Annotated in this window: 12 protein-coding genes; all 12 read right to left on the reverse strand. The window is 42.1% G+C overall.

Annotated features, from left to right (window positions below; all coding sequences use genetic code 11):
- Position 1: 1 nt before the first annotated feature.
- The gene (locus HDC92_RS16445; RefSeq protein ID WP_183876098.1) at positions 2-1,945 is read right to left on the reverse strand and encodes a heparinase II/III family protein; all 1,944 of its coding nucleotides are present in this window, start codon (positions 1,943-1,945) and stop codon (positions 2-4) included.
- A gap of 1 nt (position 1,946) precedes the next feature.
- On the reverse strand, positions 1,947-3,242 hold the full coding sequence (locus HDC92_RS16450) for a polysaccharide pyruvyl transferase family protein (protein ID WP_183876099.1): 1,296 nt from the start codon (positions 3,240-3,242) through the stop codon (positions 1,947-1,949).
- A gap of 21 nt (positions 3,243-3,263) precedes the next feature.
- Positions 3,264-4,427 carry a glycoside hydrolase family 88 protein gene (locus HDC92_RS16455; RefSeq protein ID WP_255484559.1) on the reverse strand — a complete coding sequence of 388 codons (1,164 nt, stop codon included), beginning with the start codon at positions 4,425-4,427 and terminating at the stop codon, positions 3,264-3,266.
- A gap of 25 nt (positions 4,428-4,452) precedes the next feature.
- A complete protein-coding gene (locus HDC92_RS16460) occupies positions 4,453-5,343 on the reverse strand; it encodes a DUF5017 domain-containing protein (RefSeq protein ID WP_183876103.1) in 891 nt (296 codons plus the stop codon).
- 60 nt (positions 5,344-5,403) lie between these two features.
- Positions 5,404-7,398, reverse strand: coding sequence for a RagB/SusD family nutrient uptake outer membrane protein (locus tag HDC92_RS16465; protein ID WP_015809764.1), 1,995 nt, complete (start codon positions 7,396-7,398; stop codon positions 5,404-5,406).
- A 14-nt stretch (positions 7,399-7,412) separates the two neighbouring features.
- A complete protein-coding gene (locus HDC92_RS16470) occupies positions 7,413-10,799 on the reverse strand; it encodes a TonB-dependent receptor (RefSeq protein WP_255484560.1) in 3,387 nt (1,128 codons plus the stop codon).
- 198 nt (positions 10,800-10,997) lie between these two features.
- Positions 10,998-12,155 carry a FecR family protein gene (locus HDC92_RS16475; RefSeq protein ID WP_183876107.1) on the reverse strand — a complete coding sequence of 386 codons (1,158 nt, stop codon included), beginning with the start codon at positions 12,153-12,155 and terminating at the stop codon, positions 10,998-11,000.
- A 121-nt stretch (positions 12,156-12,276) separates the two neighbouring features.
- Entirely contained in the window at positions 12,277-12,867 is a 591-nt protein-coding gene (locus tag HDC92_RS16480; protein WP_015809767.1) for an RNA polymerase sigma factor, read from the reverse strand.
- A gap of 477 nt (positions 12,868-13,344) precedes the next feature.
- Entirely contained in the window at positions 13,345-13,935 is a 591-nt protein-coding gene (locus tag HDC92_RS16485) for an RNA polymerase sigma-70 factor (RefSeq protein WP_183876109.1), read from the reverse strand.
- A 140-nt stretch (positions 13,936-14,075) separates the two neighbouring features.
- The gene (locus HDC92_RS16490) at positions 14,076-15,029 is read right to left on the reverse strand and encodes a hypothetical protein (RefSeq protein WP_015809769.1); all 954 of its coding nucleotides are present in this window, start codon (positions 15,027-15,029) and stop codon (positions 14,076-14,078) included.
- 208 nt (positions 15,030-15,237) lie between these two features.
- Positions 15,238-16,476: a BamA/TamA family outer membrane protein gene (locus tag HDC92_RS16495; RefSeq protein ID WP_183876110.1), complete on the reverse strand. Its 1,239-nt coding sequence runs from the start codon at positions 16,474-16,476 to the stop codon at positions 15,238-15,240.
- A 98-nt stretch (positions 16,477-16,574) separates the two neighbouring features.
- Positions 16,575-18,332 (reverse strand): alpha-L-rhamnosidase, encoded by a 1,758-nt coding sequence (locus tag HDC92_RS16500; RefSeq protein WP_183876112.1) that lies wholly within the window; start codon positions 18,330-18,332, stop codon positions 16,575-16,577.
- Positions 18,333-18,356 lie beyond the last annotated feature (24 nt).

Consider the following 18,356-nt stretch of genomic DNA (forward strand, 5'->3'; position numbering starts at 1 on the left):
CTTAGTTTTGCGGTTTATAGGTGATTATCATGCGACCCGCCACTATTGGCTTGTCAATAAAAATCCCAATACGAGCATAAACCGGGCCTCCCTCAGTGATCTCTTCTGATCTCAGGGATAATTTGTTGCCCGGAGAAGAAAAGGTGACCAGCATTTTTTGATCATTTCTGGTCAGCAATAGGGTGCTATCGGAAACCTGCTTCCAGACTGAACGGGTAACCACCGCAGTTTCAAACTTTTTGGCTTCGGTATACTCAAAAACATCTTCAAAAGTAACGCTACCACTGCCCTGCCTGTTGTAAACCATAGTGCGTTCCAGTTTCTTTAGTCCGGGTACATTGTAGGCCGATGAGATATCTAAGGTAACCTCATCTTTTTCTGGTGTAAAGTTTGAATGTGTCGTTTTTGAGCGGGCCTGGGCACCTGGTCGCTGCGTACTATCCGCAATAAGGGGAACGGGATGGCCGAATGAACTTATTGTTTTGTAAGTATACCGATATTTAGGATCGAAAATATTAGCGGTATAGGGTATTACACCCGGATCACCCGCCATAGTTTGGTTACCTTGCACAACGGTATAGGAGCCTATATCATTATGATTATGTGATTCGTTGTTATTGCCGCCTTTAAGTACAACGCCCATATTGGAAGAAGATCCGGCAGCGGGCCTGCATACCAATACGCCCGTATGGTCGAAAAAGAAACGCAACGAAGAAGCGTCTTTCCGATCTGTCTTTCCCGGCTTCAGGCTGGTTGAAGAATTGGGAAAGGCCATCATCAAAGTCCGGCGGTTATCGCTTGTTTTTCCGGTAATCGACAGCGTGTCGTATCTTATCAGCCCCAGTTTAAGGCTCCGACTGAGGTAAGACATCAATTCGGTGTCAGGCGTTGCGCCTTCGCGACAATCTGAAAAAGCTGGATACACGTTGTTTATAATTTCGAGATTGGGTACATATCTGGCTATTTTCTGGACCTTCGGATCACTAAACAGGTCAACTTTACCCCCTGTAGCCTGCCAAATGCTTTCGCGCAACATCGCATAATGCCCAAAGCCGTAATTGTAATAAATAATACCTTCGCCACAGTACCCATCTTCACCAAAACCTGACAATCCGTTTTTCGAATAATATTCGCCTATCGCAACAAAAGTCGCACGTTCGTCTTTGTTGTCAATGGTGGCAAGTGCCGCTCCAACCAGTCCAGCCAGGCAAACATGGTTCCAGTTATTGGTTTCAGTCAGAAAACTATTTTCTTTGTTTTGTGCTCTTATTTTTTCGAGTACAGGATTAAAAATCTTTAGGTACAAGGCGTTTATAGCCTCAGTTCTTAATTTACTGCTGATTTTATCGCCCATCATGTAGAGGGTTTGGGCAATGGTATGTGCATATAAGGAAGAGGTAAGTTCTACCGAATATGCGACGCCATTGTAGTTCTTAAAACCATGATCGCTGCGTGGCGATACCCATGATTTTTGATTGATAATATCGCGCAAGCCTGCTTCTACCTGAGCGGTATATCGGTCCTTGTTTTCCAGACATTCGGCCCAGGTCACTTTGGATAAGCCTTCGGCTCTTTTCCGCATCATGGTCAAGCCTGCCCCCGAAGAAGTTTCTGTTCCATTGGAAAGGGAGAAATAGTCCTTTTTGCTAAAGGGCGGGAAGGCATAATTTTTCATTCCACGTAAAAAACGCTCGTATTTGCCTGATTTTAAAAGCTTGTCCCAGGTTTCGCGCTTACTGATCGGGTCGCCAAATCCCTTGGGCTGTTCAGACAGCATGTTTTTAATTTCGGCTATGCGTTTGGCATCAAGGGGTTTGAGCGGATATGGGGCGTTCTGACTAATGGCCAAAGGTACATTTCCAATTAAAAACAGGGCAATCAACACCATTTTGATGGCTGGCAGCAGACGTAGTTGATTTACTTGTATAAAGTGTTTTCTTTTCATTTTATTTTTTCATTGAGGGATGGTCCAAAAACCCTCCCAGTACTTTCATGGTGTCTTTTTGATATCGAATTACCCGGCTGAGGGCAGACATTGCTTTTGCTTTAGCGGCTTTAGGGTTTTTCATCATTTCCAGGACTGCGGGAACGATCCGGTCGACATCCGACTTGGTATCCATGTCAAATAACCACTCGCCTAATCCAATATCCCGCCACATAAATCCTTTAGAGGTTTGTTCGGTAAAGCGGCAAACGATAGCCGGTACACCCATTGCTATGCACATAATAGGTGAATGCATTTCGAGCCCGAATAGTCCCGCAGAGCGGGCATAAGTACTAACCGCTTCATCTGTTAGCCAATATTTATCACGCCAGACAACCCGGGGCTTAATGTCCTCCGGCAGGGGATCATAAAGCATTTCCTTGCCAATACGGATCTGTGTTTCATTTTCAGGAACAAGCAATACTTTAAGATCTGTTTGCCTTACCACTTCAATAATTGCATTTCGAATGGGCAGGTTATCATGTTCTTTCATCTTTTCGTTCCATGCATGTTTTTCCTGGTTAACTGTAGGGTCTTTTGAAGGGAGTTCCCACCATGGAGAAAAACGGAGCTGTGGAATTGCACAAACAAATTTTCCTGTTTCCAGTGCATGTTCCTTCAGAAATAAATCAGCAGCTTTATCATTTCTTACATCTACCGCAAAAGCACCATCCGGACAGAAACCCATTACCGGGCATTTTGCACCTATTTGCTTTGCAAATTCCAGCGATACGGAGTCCCTGAAATATGCAAAAGATGCATGATTGATCAGTTCTAAATCCAAGGGATTGTAATTTTTATCCTGTGCCTGAAAACCATAATTGCCCGGGAAGGTAATTCCGTAAATCCCGTATGGTTTACCTGTTTCTTTTTTCCAACGGAGCATTTCCTTTCTGCCTACCAGAGAAGGCCCCGATCCGTGAAGAAAAAAATCGCTTTCTGCTATTGCTTTTTGCTGCTCCTTTTCTGATTTTAATATCTTTAATCCAGGAAACCTGGCCATCAGCATTTCTTCTACACCAGCCCCTACGTCCATAGGCCAAAGACGAACATCCACATGTGGCAGGTATTTCTCAATCAATGCCAGCACCCCTGGTGTGTGGGCAATATCACCAATATTTTCGACTTGCCACGATGAACGTAAAAGAATCGTTTTATTTCTCTTGCTACTGGAACTGGCTAAAGCCGGAATGGCAGCCAGGAAAGCAGCGAAAGCAAGCGTCTGCTTCAGGAAGTCTTTGCGATTGATGTGCATCATATATCTGATTTCTTTTTTAAATTATTTCAATAGTTTGCTATACCTTAATAATGCCTCCAGGTAATAATAATCTGCGTAAATTATGGGTGTATTTACCTCTGATTTATAGGGCTTTGAACCTACCGAATGTTTGAGCAGGAAATTGTGGTTTTTGCCCGGACTTGCAGTGTATGCTTTACCCGAAAGACTTGCCAACATGTCTTCTGCCAGTCTGAACTGTGCCTTATCATTGGTATAGGTGTACAATTCCAATAAAGCAGAAGCCGTAATGGCCGCTGCTGACGCGTCTCTTTCTTCATTCGGTATATCCGGTGCGTTAAAATCCCAATAGGGGATCTTATCCGATGGAAGGTTCGGATGACTGGCAATAAACTTTGCAATATTTATAGCCTGGTTAAGATACTTCTTATTTCCAGTTTCCCTATACATCATGGTATATCCGTAAACAGCCCATGCCTGCCCTCTGGCCCAGGCAGATTCGTCTGCAGCCCCCTGATTGGTTTTCCTGGCAAGTACTTTTCCTGCAGTATCATAACAAACTACATGATAGCTGCTATAATCTTTTCTAAAGTGGTTTTTAAGGGTATTGTCAGCATGTGTAATACTTATATCATGAAATTTGCGGTTTCCTGATGCTTTAGCTGCCCACAATAAGAATTCGAGATTCATCATATTGTCTATGATCACAGGATAGTCAAAGCCTTTAAACTCCTCCCAGGACTTGATCAGCCCAATTTTAGGATTGAAGCGCGTAGACAGCGATTCTGCCCCAACAAGCATAATGTCCTTGTATTGCTCATTGTTGGTTAAACGATAACCATTTCCGAAGGAACAATACAACATAAACCCCAAATCGTGTGTGGTCTTATTGTATTTTTCTTTTTCTACAGCCATGGTCCATTTATCCGCAGCCACTTTCCATTTATCGTCGCTGGTAAATTCATAAAGATACCATAATGACCCGCCGAAGAAACCACTGCACCACCAATCTGATGTCCGGGTATCCAATGTCCCGTCTTGTTTTACAGACTGAGGGAACCTGCTGAGGTCTGTATTCGCTTTTAGCATCAATTCATATTGTGCTTTGGCAAATTCGATTTCTTTATTTACATCAACCTTAGGTTGTGCCTGTAACCTGAGTGTCGTTATTAAAAGCGTAACCGCTAAAAAAATAGTTTTCATCATTCTTTTGGTCAGGGGTGAAAGCATACTAATTGGTAACGGTAATTTCTATTTGCTTAACTACCTTTTTATTTCCATAGACATTATTGGTTTCAGCTACGAAAGTGGCCGTATAGGTGCCGGCTTTACTGTAGGTATAGGTGTAGCTTTCCTTTTTTGCTTCCCTGAACAATTTAAGCGCTGTTGCTTTATCTTTCCCCAGGTCGTTAGGGTTGATATAGATAGCCCTGCTTATTCCCCAGTCTTCTGTATATTCCTCCTTAATTTCCGCAGTTGCATTTCCTTTGAACTGAATCGTGGTCGTGTTTACAAGCGATCTGCCCGCTTGTTTGTTACCATAAGAAAATACAGAAAAATTACTACCTGACCCATAGTCCATTAGCGTAACCTCTGCATCGTCAAATTTACTTTTCAGCAATACAGCAGTGATATTCCAGTCATTGGCGGCTAAAAATTCTGTCTGAGGCCTGGTAATATATCTAAAGGCCAGATATAATGGTTTTCCTGTAACGGCAAGATCCATAATATCAACTTCCGTTGAGGGCGTTACTGTAGTGCTGGTTGCAAGTGTAAAGCGCCTGGTGATGTCTACCCAGGTAGCAGCCTTAATGTTGTCAATTGCATATTTACCGTCAAAATCAGCAGACACCAGTACCGACAATTGATTGAGCTGTCGTATAGCGGCTACTGTAGCACTGGAGAAAGACAAATAACAATTTTTTAATGCTCTGGAATTGGTAACATAGTTGTAGTCCTTCAGGAGTTCCCCTGAATAAAAGGACAACATTTGAGGGCTCCCTTCAAATTTGAACGTAACAGACTCGCCAACCTTAACCGTGGTTTTATCAGCCGTAACTTCTAATGCCGGATCATCAATCTGATATTTCTCACATGAAAATAAAAAAACCGATATCAGCATTAAATAATATTTAAAATATGTGTTCATTAGATTATCAATAAATAGTAAAACGAATAACAATTACCAACCTGGATTCTGACCGATTGCCTTATTGACGGTAGTTTCAGCATCAGGTATAGGCCATAAAACATCTCTCTCTGAGGTGTTTTCCCCTGCTTTTCCACCAAAGGCCCTTGATCCCAGAGCAGCAAAATCCAGCGCAATTTGTTTCATCACACGGTAGTAATCACCCCAGCGTACCAGATCTCTCTTCCTCATGGCCTCAAATGCCAATTCTCTTGAACGCTCCGCTTTCAGGAACTCCATAAATCTGGCATAGTCAGCAAAGCCCGCAGTTTTTACGTCACCTTTAAATTCAGATAACCTGGTCAGGGTTACAGCGGCCTTTGCTTGTACTCCTGCATAGGTAAACACAGCACCGGTAGTGGCTGCTGCAGATGCTCCGGAGCTTTGTGTTGGTGGTGTAGCGGTGGTTGTACCTGCTGTAGTTACAGTATACAGCTTATTGTCGTTATAAACTTGTTTACCTGCAGCGTATAAGACATTTGGCATCCAGGATTCACCAATAGTAATGGTTGGTGTTAAATTATAATTACCACCTCTGTTCTCCAGATAGATGGCGTTTAGCGCTCTGGTTCCACTTGTTGCAACTGTGGCAACAGCAGCGCCACCTGCACCGCCACCACCAGAAATTGTAACTGCCGGCGCTGAGGTATATCCTGAACCTGCAGTAGAAATAGTAATGGTATCAATCAGCTCTCTATTTGGCAACAGGTTTCCATACGCTCTTCTCCTTACCTGATTTACAGTCTGGTCCAATACATCCTGATCTGGTACAGTTCCATTTTGACTTGCTACTGCTTCTGCATACATCAGTAATACATCTGAGTAGCGCAGCAGCGGATAATTGACCGAGTTACCTCCTTGCTCTTTTGGATAAACGGTTTCATATTCCCTTTTCCATTTAGCTACACTTCTTTCACTTGCCTGCATGGCTGTAGGATAGATTGGGCGATACGTTTTAGTGGCAGGATTGGTCGACGACAAAGTGTATGGGGCGATGTTCCAGTCCCTTCTCCAATCACCTTTTGCATAGGAAAAATATAACTTTGGTGTGACCGCTACATATCCGAAGCAATAACCATAATTTGGGTCCTGACCACCGTGGGAAATTCCATAATGAATACCAACTTTCCCGGTGGCATTGAAACCATCTGAACTATAACCGTAAAACTCAACCTCCCAGATGCTTTCTTTAAGGTCATATTTATCCTGGCTCATGTTAATGAATACCTGCCTGTAATCCGGATTAAGGCTATGATAGCCGTCATCTATTACTTTTTTCGCCCAGATTTTAGCCATTTCGTATTTGGACACATCCTTTACAGGATCTCCGGCCATATATAAACACACCCTGGCCAATAAACCGCGTACGGCAGACTTATTGATGTGACCCGCGTTGCTGACCTGCCTGACATCAGGGACCAGACTTTCCGCTTCGGTCATATCTTTGATGATCTGCTCGTATACTTCTTTTGAAGGTGTTCTGGGATTATTGGTTTGTGCAACAGAAGAAGTAGGTTCCAGCAGCAAAGGCACATCTCCCCAGTAGCTCACCAGTAAAAAGTAAAAGTAGGACCTTAAAAACAAAGCTTCTCCTTTAATGACAGACCGGTTGGCTTCAGTCATTGTAGGTTTATTGATATTGGCCAGCAATAGGTTTGCTCTTTCAATTCCGTTATACAATGCGGTCCATACATTAGTTACGTTAGTTTCAGAAGTGGTAACCAGGTTTACAGCAATGCCCGTATTCTGTGCAGAACGGTTGTAAAAACCCTCATCTCCGTCCAATGACATCACCCCCTGAAAGCTGTGTCCATAAATTTTTGTCAAGGTCTGGAACACCCCGGCCAATGCCGAATTGAGCTGTTGTTCAGTCTCGTAATAATTTAAACTGGTGATCGTATCCTTTGGTACAGTATCTAAAAATTTAGAACAAGATGTAGCCATACAAACCAGGGCTACAACAATACAGATATATAATTTCTTTTCCATAATATTTTTTGGTTTTATAATGAAGCCTTTAGTCCAAAAACTAATGTTTTCGCAATAGGGAATGCAGAATAGTCAAACCCTGGAGTTAAGATGGAATTGCGCGTGGACACTTCCGGATCCATTCCTGAATAGTTGGTCCATGTAAGCAGATTCTGTGCAGAAGCTGTCAGGATGATCTCTTTAAGTCCTAATTTTTTCAGGTAATTCACTGGTACGCTGTAAGCCAATTCCACAGTTTTCAACCTTAAATAGGAAGCATCTTCCAATTCCCTGGTCGAATAATAGCCCTCAGGAACACCACCCACAACCGGTATGGTCGTACTCGGATTTGCAGGCGACCACCGATTCGCATAACCCGCATATTGATTCAGCATGCTGTATGCTTTTGCCTCAAAAATCAGTTTGTTTGCATTGTATACATCATTGCCATAAGACCATTGCAAGAAGACGTTCAGACTTAAGTTTTTATAAGTAAAATTGTTGGAAAAACCACCAGAATGAATAGGTAAACCCCTGCCGATAATGGTTTGATCGGCCGCTGTGATGACTCCGTCATTGTTCAGGTCTTTATAGCGGATATATCCTGGTTTGATGACCTCTCTGGCCATCCCGTTTGTCGGCACAGCATTTTTAAGGCGGTAACCGCCATTGGGCAATTGATAAAAATCATCGTACTGATAAATCCCATCAAAGATGTACCCAACGAAATTACCTACTGAATGACCTATTGCTGCACTATACAACACCGGGTCAGCATATCCGGATTGCCATCTGGGTGTGATACTATTCAACAAGCGTTCCTCTTCATCAGCTAGTTGTAAAATGGTATTCCGGTTGAAGCTGATGTTAAAATTACTCCGCCAGGTAAAATCCCGCTTACTGATATTCACCGTATTCAAGGTAAATTCCAAACCCTCATTCTTTAATTTACCTACGTTTTTGTAGGCACGGGCATACCCTGTGCTTGGCGACATATTGGCCAGCAGCAACAAATTGTCTGTTTTCTTTCGATATAGATCTACCACCAGCTCAATCCTGTTCTTCAATAAAGCTAAATCGTATCCTAAGTTGAGCTGCGCAGTAGTTTCCCATCTTAATTTGGGATTGCCAATCGTAGGGATGGCTGCTGGTGTTGGCACCTCATTCCCAAAAGAATAACCAGTAGAGTTGTCTACATTGATTGGTGAAAGCGCAGAAAAATCCCCTACTCTGTTGTTCCCGGTAAGGCCGTAACTCAAACGTAATTTGGCTTCTGTAATGGTTTCAATTCCTTTAAGAAAAGACTCTTCCTTCATTTTCCAGGCAAAAGCTCCTGATGGAAAGTAACCCCATTTGTTATTCGGAAATTTAGACGACCCGTCGGCCCTGAATGTTGCGGTGAACAGGTATCTGGATTGATACCCATAATTTACTCTGCTGAAATAAGATTGCAGGGTATTATAAGTGCCGAAAGAGCCTACAGCCAGCGGTGTACCTTGCCCCAATCCGTCTATGCCCAAAGTCTCATTAGGAACTTTAATTGCTGTATAGTTATTTCCTTTGCTGCTTTCCTTTTGGAAACTAAAACCACCCAATACGTTTAAGGAATGAACCTTGTTTACCTTGCTATAGGTAAGGGTATTTTCGTTAGACCAGGTTGTGCGGCTGCTATAGGACATTGACCCCCACTGTCCATAGTTATTTCTAGGGCTTATGGGGCTACCTTCGCTCGTATTGGAGTTATAGAATGTACCCAATTGAATGGTATTCAGGTTAATGGCACCGGTAGATTTGAAGACCAGATTATTAGTGATGTCATAATTAAAATACCCATTGGCAACCAGGTTATTGTTGTCCTTATTTCTGTAAACATTCTTTGCAGACTGCACCGGGTTGAAGCGGTAATCTGTAGTGCTGGTTACACCTTCATCAAAAAGTTCTTCTTCCAGATCTATGTCGCCTGTCAAATATCTGGCGTTAACTGGCCTGTATCCCCATACTGAATAAAGAAGCGCACTCGATGCATAGCCATCTTTTATAGAAGAAGCGATCTGGCCATAGGTCTGCGTGTGTGTATAATTTGTACTCAGGCCAGCTTTCAATTTTTTGCTGACGTTTTGATCTGTAGTAATGCGTCCCTGTTGTTTCTTCAAACCCGTATTTACTACCACAGAGCCGGTCTCAAACAAGGATCCTGAAATGGCATACCTGGTATCTTTATTCCCTCCCCGCAGTGATAAATTGTGAATATTGGTTACACCTTTGGTGAAGAACTGATCCTGCCAGTTGATCCCTTCCAGATTTTTATAGGAATCATAGGTTACGCCGTCCGGAAGATACAGCGTCCTGGCAGTTACCGAATCCCGCTCAAATTCCAATTTAACAAACTCATAAGGACTTAATACCTCAACCCTTTTAGTCACATCCTGAAAACCGTAGGATCCTGAATAATTCAAATTGGATTTACCCACTTTACCCTTTTTTGTTTCTACAACAATGACACCATTTGCACCTCTGGAGCCGTAGATCGCAGTTCCGGAAGCATCTTTGAGCACATTTATGGATTCCACATCGTCAGGGTTCAACATAGAAAGATCAAAGTTCTCTGTTGCGAAGCCATCAATGACGTACAAAGGGGACGCATCCTGTGTGATGGAGCCCACTCCTCTGATCCGTATATTGATCCCTTCTTCTCCAGGCTGTCCCTGACTGGCAGAAACATTTAAACCAGCCACACGGCCCGCCAATGCCTGTTCTATCGAAGACACCGGGGCTTTAGTCATATCACGGATATTTACCTGCGCAACAGAACCTGTAAGATCAACTTTTCGTACGGATCCATATCCTACCACTAAAACCTCATCCAGTTTGCTGATCTGCGGTTTTAGTGTAACGTTAATGGTTTGTCTTCCTTCAACCCGTATTTCCCGGTCATCAAAACCGAGGTAGGTAAAAACCAGTATTGCATTATCCGGAACCTCTATACTATAGCGTCCGTTCTTATCAGCAACCGCTTTTTTATCCCCACCTTTCATTCTTACGCCTGCGCCCTGCAATGGATTCCCCTCTTCATCATTGATCACACCTGAAACGCTGATATTTTTTCTAAGAGGTTGCATCATCACACTTGGCTTTATTTGAACAATGATAACGTTATTGTCAATCTTATAAGTTAAAGGCTGATTGGCAAATATTTGCGCTAAAACATCTTTAAAGTCGGCAGCTTTTACAGAAATGTCAACAGGCTTAGCCTGAGAGAGCGCATTGTCTGCATACACAAAGTTATAGCCACTCTGAGTCCTTAGCACTTTTAGTACAGCACGTAAGTCTGCTTGTTTTTTTGAAATAGTAATTTTCTGTGCAAGGCCGGCAGCACTTACCTGCATCAGGGCAGCTATTAGTATTACGGTGGTTAATCGCATAATTAGCCAAATTTTACGGATATAAGAATTTATTATACCCAGGTTTGTGGTTATTTTTCTATACATTTATATATTTGGTTGTGCAGGAGCCTTTTGTTCTGAAGCGTCAGGCCACTGCGGGTTTAGTTTATTAAATTAAGCACCAAGTATTGACCAAGTTCCTGTTTCAGCAGGGATTTGGTTTTTTTGATATCCGTACTATCTGCTTACCAAAATCTTCGTTCCTTCAATTTTAAATTTTACCTGTCCGGTTGATTCTAATGGCCGCAATACTTCAGACACATTGGCAAAACGGGATACCGAGCCACTAAATGTAGTTACAGGTAATTCACCCAGATATACTATTTCTACATTATACCAGCGTGAGATCATGCGCATGATGTAGCGGATGTCATCCTGTTCAAAAACAAACTGATTGTTTTTCCAGGCTATAAACAATTCTGTGTCCACATTTTCAACTTTTATACCGGTACCATTAAGAGAGGATTGCTGGTTTGGTTTGAGTATGACCTCATTTACCTTTGCACTGCCCTCAACCAATGTAGTTTTCGTGCTATGCTCGTCCGCATAAGCATTGATGTTAAATTCAGTACCAATATCCTCTACAGTCTGCCCGGTGCTTTCCACTTTAAAAGGCATTTTTGAATTATGCACAACCACGAAATAAGCTTCACCGGTCAGTTTAACCCGCCGTTCGCCGCCCAAAAACTTACCCGGGAATTCAAGCTTACTGTCTGCATTTAAAAACACTTTGGTACCATCAGGAAGGACAACCTGATAGGTTCCACCACGGGGAGTAGTGATGGTTGTCATTCCATTTAGCAGCCCTGGCGAAGAAGTATCCCCTTCCAAAGTACTTCCATCACTATAGGTGATCTTACTCGCATCAATCACTACTCCGCTTTTCGCATCGCTTAGTTGCACGCTGCTGCCACCTGGTAAGGTAATTGTGGCTGTGTTTTTGCCAGGCTTAATGTCGTTTTGATTCGCGATTTTTGAATTGCGATTTGCGACAGGGTTGCCGGCATAAAACCAAACGCCTGAGATTATCAAAGCTACAGCTGCCGCTATCGCCGCCAATTTTGGTAGTAACCTCAGCGTTTTAGGCTGATGGCTTGCTTGTAATAAATGATGATTGTAGATGTAGTTTAAAATAGTTTGTTTTTTTGTGGCATCCAATGCATTTTCGGGAACGTCCATTTCGTCACTAAATGCATCGGGAAAAAGCTGCATCAATTCCTGATCGTTGTGAGAAGTAATGATATGCGACCATAGCTCTTCATTTTCCGTTTCGGTATTCAGGTTATTGAAATAGTTTTGTAGCAGGACTTGAATCCTCGCGTTTGATTTTTGCATCGTTTGTTGGTTGTAGGCTTTTATACCTTTTAACTACATTGACACCTGACGCAAAAAAAATGCTTAGTGGTTAACTAAAAAATAATTGACAAATATTTAATAGACTGATTTACAATGCTATTTATTTAAATAGTACAGCAAATAGCGCCGGATAGGCTAGTGCATGTTTACTGAAGTGCTCACGTATGTGTTTTAAAGCCTGACGCATATGTGCCTGTACAGTACGGCTTGAAACGTTCATCTTTTTTGCAACTTCTTCATATTTCAATCCTTGTATATGGCAAAGGGTATATGCTGTTCGTTGCTGGGGACTTAAGTTTTCGACAGCCTGGGTCAATATCCTGTTACTTTCATTGTAATCTAGTATTTTATCTGTGGAATTGTCAGATTCCAGAGTATTAATTTTAAGCTGTGTGGCCGATCTGGCATCTTGTGCCAATTTGCGTATCACGTTTATGGAATGGTTTCTTACTACCCGGTTTAGATATGCCCCGAAATTTTTCACCTCGTTGAATTTTTCTCTGTTGAGCCATATTTTTAAGAATACATCTTGTACAATCTCACTCGCCTGATCTTCGGATTTAGTCAGCTTTCGGCCATAGTCATATACATAACGCTGATAAAAATCAAAGATTTCCGTAAATGCACGCTGATCGCCCATGGCAATCCTGGCCAATAGTTCTTCTTCATTTTTAAGTTGCCTGCTCTCCATCAGTTGTACCCTGGTGATAATTTTTTGTTGATTATCTAAGCAGCAAGTATAATATAAATTTAACCATGTTCAAGTATCTATTTCGATTGTTTTAAATGTAATGGCTGATTTGATGAACTTTCTTCGGAGCAAAAATGAAAGAATGTTTGTTTGAAAAAACCAGGCACAGTTCATTCGGCAATTTGCCATAAAATACGTTTCCAATTTATAAATGGGCAGAATTGTTAACTCTATATCATATATTGATCAATAACTCAAAATTAAAGAAGAAGGATACTGCGGATGAACGAAAATGTCTGGTTCAGGTTGGCTTTGATTACTCTGATCACTTTGGTTAAATGCCCTTCAACCGTTTTTTAGATGGCAACATGTTCAGCCTCTTTTAAAATATCTGGCCCATGATATCAATATCCGTTTATTCTGTACCGCAGTGTGCATACACAAAAATACCATTTACACCGGCCTGCAAGGTTGAATTTAATTAATCCATAAATGACTGCTTGCAGAAACAGCAATGATCAGGATGCCGGAATCTTTCAAATTGGTTTTGATTACTTTGATCCCTTTGGTTAAATGTCCTTCAACCGTTTTTTCCGAAATATTCATCTCCTTTGCTATCTCTGGTATGGTCATACCTTCAACCCGGCTGTAATTAAATACCATGCGGCATTTTTCTGGCAACAGCTCTACCTGCCCGTTAATATACTCCTGTAAAAACTTAGCTTCAAGCTTTTGTTCGTCATCTGCATAACTGTTCAGTTTATACTCCTTATGCTCAATATCCCTGCGCCTGCGTTCCCGCTCTATTTGCTTAAATATGGAGAACTTTACTGCCGTGGCCAGATAAGCTTTTAAGGTTTGGATCTCCAGTTTGTCCCTCCTGCTCCATACGCCAACAAAAAGTTCCTGCACAATTTCCTGGGCAGCCGATTTATCTTTGGTATGGTTGTAGGCCATAGCCATCAACGTACTCCAATAACGGTTGTAAATTTCCGTAAAAGCAGCATGATCCGCAGCCCTTAACAAAGCAATCAGTTCCTGATCGGTATATGTGCTGTAAGCACCCATTTCCCTGTTGTGTTTAAAACCCAATAATAAGTTAGCTATAATTCCGAAAAAATCAAAACCGGATTATATTGTAAACTTATACATTTCAGCCAACGAAACCACACATTATCAGATGAATAATTTAATTGTGGGTATATGGGTTATAGCTTTTCTATTTCTGCTATAGGGAGCTTGGTAGTTTTAGCAATAAATTCAATAGTAAGGCCCTCTTTTTTTAGTTCCCTGGCAATTTCTAAAGCCTCCTCACGGCGGCCTTCCAGTTTTCCTTCTATTTTAGCTTCCTGTCTTTCCCACTTTTTAAAAACGTCAATAACTCCCATAGGATTTTTATCTTTAGTTAGTTCCTCGATCTGCTGATCAAATTTACGATTAATTTCTTCACTCTCAATAAAAATGAAGTTCTTAAGAAATAATATAAAACTGATAATCCGCTGGCGGTCATAACCATGACGCAGTAATGCCTTGACAATGACAAGCCTTTCATCAGCAAGTTCTTCATCCGGTATTTTACCTTCCAGCAATGCTTTCTGGCAGGCCAGAGCAATGAGGGAAAACGGGTTGTCGCTTTTTAACAGTTCATCTTCCTGATGATCGAAAACGTGGTATGCAGTATACTTAAATGAAAGTACTGTACCCAGCAATTCGTCAAGGTATTCCGTAGGCCTTAATTGCGTCTTTTTACCGGTAAATACTGCGATAGAGGCTACAGATACTTTATACTTATCTCTGATGCGGTAATTGTATTCAAATACCCGTTGGCCAAACTTACGATCATTACCACCCTCTATTTCTACATTCAATAGTACCCACTTTTCTGTACCGTCTTTTAGATACAGTTTAGCTAAAAGATCTGCCCTGCGGCCCCCTCCTTTACGTTCCCTGTCTGGAATAATAGTGAACAGCTCATTATTCAAAAATTCTATCTCTCTATTAAAATCCAATATTTCGTCGGCATCAGAGAATACAAAACGTAAGAAATCAGGAAAATTGTCTTCAAAAGCTCCTTTAAGAAACTCGTCATCCTTTCGGCGGGGCCTTTCTTCCTCATTGTTTAGCTCCTTTAACGGTATTACAGCTATTGTTTGCTTTTCCATTTTTATTGGTCTGGTTTGTTTAAGCAAAAAAACATATCAATGGCCATGAAATCTGCATGAACACTCAACTCATTTCACTAAATTTTTGGGCTTTTGCCATATAATATTTGGCGATGGGCATTTTGCAGGCGAAGCATTGATAAACGTTATTCCGGTTGTCTTTTTAAACAACCTGCCAAAGGTTGTTAACCTCGTAAGGATATCAAGTTTAAAATGCTTCGCCCAAATTGAGCAACACTGCACTGTATCCTTTACTCATGCCATAATCAATACCGATATTCGTATTTGAAGCCTTATTAAACTTAATGCGCAGACCGGTTCCTGCTGCAGGCTTCCAGGAGGTAAATAAAGAGCCCGATCCACTTACGGTATTTACATTTGCAAATACCACAAAACCCAATAAGCCATTTGTGGTAATGTCCCTGCGGTATTCACTCTCAGCATAAAACAGCGTTCTGCCACGGTACCTGTTCTGGTCTATACCCCTTGCCGATCTGTTATAGGGGTCCCATCCGGTGCTTGGCAAATCCAGGTAAGGAGTTTTATCGTTCAGCACTGTCCAGAAGTATGACCATAGTGCCAGCGTATTTTGCTGACGGGGTTTTCCCGGATTCATAGAAATGTATTTACGCACATCCAGATAAACGGAGCTCCAGCTGTTGTCGCTGCCTAAAAACGTCGGGTTCACCCGGTAAACTAAATTTCCATACATTCCCGGCATAGGATTTATGGAATTGCTCCGCGTATCATAAACCATATTCAGGCTAATTCCTGAAGAAAAGGAGTTTTTGCCTGTGCCGTATCGATAGCCGGCATACTGCTCCAGCTCTGGAGAGGGATCATCGGTATTGATGTTAAAGCGGTAATCCAGGTTGTAGCCAAGACCCGCATATAAGTACGGTTTGATCCGCTTAAGGGCATTCTGATAAAACCGGATGTATTTATAGTTCAGCAATACTTTCTCCTCCTCCGCTTTCTGGTGGCCAAGCCCCCAGGTGTATTGAGGATAAACCAGGAATCGGGTATCTCCCTGAATCAGCCAGGTGTTGTCGGGAAGCCAGATGTTGGTCCTGACTGGCAATCCAAAACGACTGCCAAGATTCCAGTAGGGTGTAAAGGTCGCCGTTGAAAGATTTGTCGTCTTTTTTGGGCCAAGATACATCGCAGCTGAAGTGCTGGTAATGAGCGCATTTCCGGTACCCCCGGGTACAGTACCCCCGATAGGCAGAATAGAAAAATAAAGCTTTTTATCCTTTTCTTCCCGGATTTTACCTGGGCGGATGCGAAATAAGGCTTTTCCGATGTCGATCAGATCTGTTTGTCTGGCGGTATCCTGACCCTTTTTGGTCTGAATGATCGCATCACCCGCATTTTGTCCAAAAGAAAAGACCGGCCCACACATCAGCAGGTTAACCAGGCATAATCTCACTATCGTCTTCGATTGCATATGAGCAGTTTAGGATAGATAAAATGCAATAAGCCTGCCAGAAACTGAAGTACCGCGATTAGCAATGGATTCACCAGATGGATGGTGTGGCTATTGTATTACTTAATCACTTTAACTCCCTTTGGCGCAGCATAATCTGTTTTAATCTGTCCGTTAGCCAGCTTTGTATGTTTAATTTTTACAATACCATAAGGCGTTGGAAAGGTACCTTCAACAAACTTCAGGTCTCCAAGATGGGGTTCAAGTTTAATTACTTTACAACCTGGCTCCACCACTTTTACGCCAAGCACATGTGTGGTTAACCAGGGTGTAGGGCCCGAAGCCCAGCCATGTGAAAGACTATGCCTGTGACCGACATAGCAATAAGCACCGTAATCGCCGTGAATGTCTTTTTTACCTTCTGGTACAATTTCATCAATACGACTTGCACCAGGTACCCAGTTCAGGTTAAAATCTTCCCAGAAAGTGGTAGCGCCTAGCTTAAGCATGGCACCCCAAAACTCGCGGATATTATCTATTGCCCCCTGATAGTCTCCGGCCTTTGCCTTGGCTTCCAACATGTAATAACCGTAAAAAGTAGAGAAGTTTTTTGCTCCATCAATGGAGATTTCTTTATTTGCCTGATCAGCAGGAATAATGCCTGATAGCGACAACAGGGCCGCTGCTTGCTTTGAAGCATTGGTTTCAGGTACATGTTTCTTTAAACGCTTCACAGCATCATCACATATCTTTACAGTTGCCGGGTCATTTAATACGCTACACAGTTCAGCGCCTGCTTCAAGTGTTATGGATAACATGGCATGCATACCTGCATCTACTCCTTTTTTATTCGCACTGGATGGCCAGTCTAAAAACCGCCTGCCATCATGTAGGTTTTCCTTATTATTTGAATCAACCTTTGAAGCAAAATGTACCAGTAGCTTTAACAAATAATCCTTTTGTGCTTTTAAATAATTTAAATCCCCGGTATGCAGGTACCAATCACGGTGAAGAATTACCCACCACATTGAATAGGTAATCATGCCATTCATGTATTGAGGTAATGGGGTTAAATCTCTTGATAAGTCCAAGCTTTTGGGTACAACGTTATTGTTACCAAATACCGCCGATATGGTGGCCACTTCCGGATGCATATCACCAACCCATACCAAACGGTCACGTTTAATACCATCCCACAAATAATCCTGCATATTCAGGTGCACGGTATAAGCTCCGGTAAGCCATATTTCGTTTAGCAAGGGATCGCTTGAATTAAAGGAACCCAGATATGGAATGTCCCTGAAAATAAAAATAGTGCTGACTTCTTTTAAAGCAAGCTGGGCATTATCATCTGCCAGGTCGATCCTTACAAACCTAAAACCAGTATTTCCAATTTCCAGTTTGCCTAGCCAGGGCAGTTCAACGATAAAATCGCGCATGGCATGATCATTAGTAGCACCTTTAGCCCCAATATCGGACATTGCCTCACTTACAGACTCGCCAAATCTGATCCTGATCTTAACTGGTTTATTGCTTTTAGAGCGGTCTGTTACCAATTGCAAGCCTCCATGCAGCTCTTTACCAAAATCAAATAATAAACCTGCCTTACCATTCGCATCGCTTTTCATCACGCAAACATCCGTACCGGACAGATCTGCCTGTCCGTTACCTTGTTTTAACAATCTTTGGGCATTGACAATATTTGTTTTCGCATTCTCGGATTGCCAGGTAATGGCCACCGGCGATAGAAACTTCCGGACGGTTTCTGTAGAACGCGCGCTTTGCGTACGTGCAGCATCAAAAACTGGTGGCAATTGTGCCCTGGTTAAACTTACAGCAATACACATTAAAATGCCTAACACTAAACTTTTCTTCATTAACAGGTCTTTAATAAATGTAAA

This window comes from Pedobacter sp. AK017 (assembly GCF_014200825.1).
Classification (GTDB): domain Bacteria; phylum Bacteroidota; class Bacteroidia; order Sphingobacteriales; family Sphingobacteriaceae; genus Pedobacter; species Pedobacter heparinus.